At 62.7% G+C, this 255-nt stretch carries 1 protein-coding gene; it reads right to left on the bottom strand.

Features of this window, described 5'->3' with window-relative positions; translation table 11 throughout:
• Positions 1 to 255: hypothetical protein (locus tag RM446_RS24930; protein WP_311547854.1), on the bottom strand; the 255-nt coding region annotated here is incomplete at both ends.

The raw sequence follows: 255 nt of genomic DNA on the forward strand, positions 1-255 counted from the left end.
GTGGTGATGCGGGGTGGGGGTGTGTTGGTGAGGATGTCGAGGTTGTTTTTGAGGACGCGGTCGATCTGGATGCCGATGACTCTGTCGACGATGGGGGCGAGTCCGGCGGAGATGGTGCCGGTGATGAGGGCGCCGAGGAATTCGTCGCGGGCCATTTTCATGTCGAGGGCGTCGCGTTTGCCGTCTTCGATCTGGCCTTGCTGGATGAAGAGTCCGGCGAGGGCGCCGAGCATTTCGAAGGCGATGTGGCCGAGG

The organism is Streptomonospora wellingtoniae, assembly GCF_031845375.1.
GTDB classification, from domain to species: Bacteria; Actinomycetota; Actinomycetes; order Streptosporangiales; family Streptosporangiaceae; genus Streptomonospora; species Streptomonospora wellingtoniae.